At 49.0% G+C, this 2,433-nt stretch carries 2 protein-coding genes; both read right to left on the bottom strand.

Annotated elements, in window-relative coordinates; genetic code table 11:
- On the bottom strand, positions 1-287 hold a 287-nt coding region (locus KBW69_RS23240; protein WP_257282508.1), incomplete at its 3' end, for a hypothetical protein.
- Between the two features lie 219 nt (positions 288-506).
- Positions 507-2,369: a C2H2-type zinc finger protein gene (locus tag KBW69_RS23235; RefSeq protein ID WP_257282507.1), complete on the bottom strand. Its 1,863-nt coding sequence runs from the start codon at positions 2,367-2,369 to the stop codon at positions 507-509.
- Positions 2,370-2,433: the final 64 nt, after the last annotated feature.

The following is a 2,433-nucleotide window of genomic DNA, read 5'->3' as shown; positions in this document are numbered from 1 at the left end:
CCGCCCGTTCCGTACATACAAGTGATGATCTGAAATTTGTTTCGCCTACAGGGTTTGTCATCGAGTGGTGAGCCTGACCCTGAATATCCATTTGTGCGGGTAATGTTTGATGGTTCGTTTTGCATCGCTCCCCCATCGTTGATTGGCATCGCAGATAATGTGCCCGGCTCAGTTTTTATAAAAAAACTCTGGCTTACCGAAACCCCGTTCTGGTTAACCTCAACGATAAAACGGTAGGTCTGTGACTCAACCGTGCAGACGAATGGCACAACGATCAATACGTGCAAAAGTAGACTTTTAATGGTTCTATCCTTTGCTTTTTATGGGTAGGAGCAGTGAGGATAGACCAGAGAATAAGGGGCAAGGAATCAAAACAGAGTGGTTCATGGATTCTCCCATCCATTTCAAATATGCAGAAATTTTACTGAAACGCCGATACTTTATACCTGATGACTGTCGTAAAAAACGTTTAGCCCTTCACCCCCTGAGCCTGTGACAAGCAGAAATCAATCACCTGACTTTGCATCATCAAGCTTTCGTTTTCGGTGTTGCCTTCTGTGATCCGACAGGGCTTGAGCATTTGGCAGGGTCTTCTGGCACTCAGGGCAGGTTTGCTCCGGGGTGTGATCTTTTCTTTTGTGATACCACAGGGCTTGAGCGTTTCGCAGGGTCTTCTGACACTCAGGGCAGGTGTGCTCTCCGCTGTGATATTCTCTTTTGTGAACCGACAGGGCTTTCGTGTTTGGCACGGTCTTCTGGCACTCAGGGCAGATTTGCGCTGGGGTGTGATATTTTCTTTTGTGCTCCCACAGGGCTTTCATGTTTGGCAAGGTCTTCTGGCACTCAGGGCAGGTTCGCTCTCCGCTGTGATATTCTCTTTTGTGAACCGACAGGGCTTTCGCGTTTGGCAGGGTCTTCTGGCACTCAGGGCAGGTTTGCTCTCCGGTGTGATATTCACTTTTGTGAACCGACAGGGCTTGAGCATTTGGCAGGGTCTTCTGGCACTCAGGGCACGTTTGCTCTGGGGTGTGATCTGTTCTTTTGTGATCCGACAGGGCTTTCGCGTTTGGCAGGGTCTTCTGGCACTCAGGGCAGGTTTGCTCCGGGGTGTGATCTTTTCTTTTGTGATCCTTCAGGGCTTGAGCGTTTGGCAAGGTCTTCTGGCACGCAGGGCAGGTTTGCTCTGGGGTGTGGTCTTTTCTTTTGTGATGCGACAGGGCTTGAGCGTTTGGCAGGGTCTTCTGGCACTCAGGGCAGGTTTGCTCTGGGGTGTGATCTTTTCTTTTGTGATCCGACAGAGCTTGAGCGTTTGGCACGGTCTTCTGGCACTCAGGGCAGGTTTGCTCCGGGGTGTGAACTTTTCTTTTGTGATCCGACAGGGCTTTTGCGTTTGGTATGGTCTTCTGGCACTCGGGGCAGGTTTGCTCCGGGGTGTGATTTTTTCTTTTGTGAGTCAACAGGGCTTGAACATTTGGCAGGATCTTCTGGCACTCAGGGCAGATTTGATCTCCGGTGTGATCTTTTCTTTTGTGAACCGACAGGGCTTTCGCGTTTGGCAGAGTCTTCTGGCACTCAGGGCAGGTTTGCTCTCCGGTGTGATATAGACTTTTGTGAGTACTCAATGAGGCTTGAGAGCTTAATGATTTTTCACAGCCGGGGTGATCACATCGGTATTTTTTAGAGCCTGCCTTCCTTTGTTTTTTCGCAGGAGGTGGATTTAATGTTAATGATGGACCGCTTGTACTGTCAGCACCCGAGACAACTGTCGGACCTCCGGCAGGATGGCTTACCGGGCCAGACTCCTGATCGCCTGTTTGCAAATAGACATCTGTTCTGCAAGCGAAAGAGTCGTCTGAGATTGAACGACACCAGATAGTTGTGGATGGAGCGAAGATACAGCGTCCTTGTCGATGACAACAGGGCTGTTGATGGCAATTTTCGTCAAGGCTATGTCGGGAGTCGGTAGGTCGGCCCGAATTTTCGTCATTATGTTCGTTGTCGTATAGATAATGAGGTTTTTCTGAATGCCTATTGAATGACTGACCATGATCCTCTTGCCCCGTTGTCCGGGAATAGTTCCCGCTGCCCGTTCCGTACATACAAGTGATGATCTGAAATTTGTTTCGCCTACAGGGTTTTTCATCAGGTGGTGAGCCTGACCCTGAATATCCGTTTGTGCGGGTAATGTATGATGGTTCGTTTTGCATCGCTCCCCCATCGTTCATTGCCATTTCAGATAATGTGCCCGGCTCAGTTTTTATAGAAAAACTCTGGCTTGTAGAAGCCCCATTCTGGTTAACCTCAATGATAAAACGGTAGGTCTGTGACTCAACCGTGCAGACGAATGGCACAACGATCAATACGTGCAAAAGTAGACTTTTAATGGTTCTATCCTTTGCTTTTTATGGGTAGGAGCAGTGAGGATAGACCAGA

Origin of the sequence: Endozoicomonas sp. ISHI1 (genome assembly GCF_024606225.1) — a bacterium.
Taxonomy (GTDB): Bacteria; Pseudomonadota; Gammaproteobacteria; order Pseudomonadales; family Endozoicomonadaceae; genus Endozoicomonas_A.
Note: the sequence above shows the minus strand (reverse complement) of the source record. Positions and strands in the feature narration are given on the sequence as shown.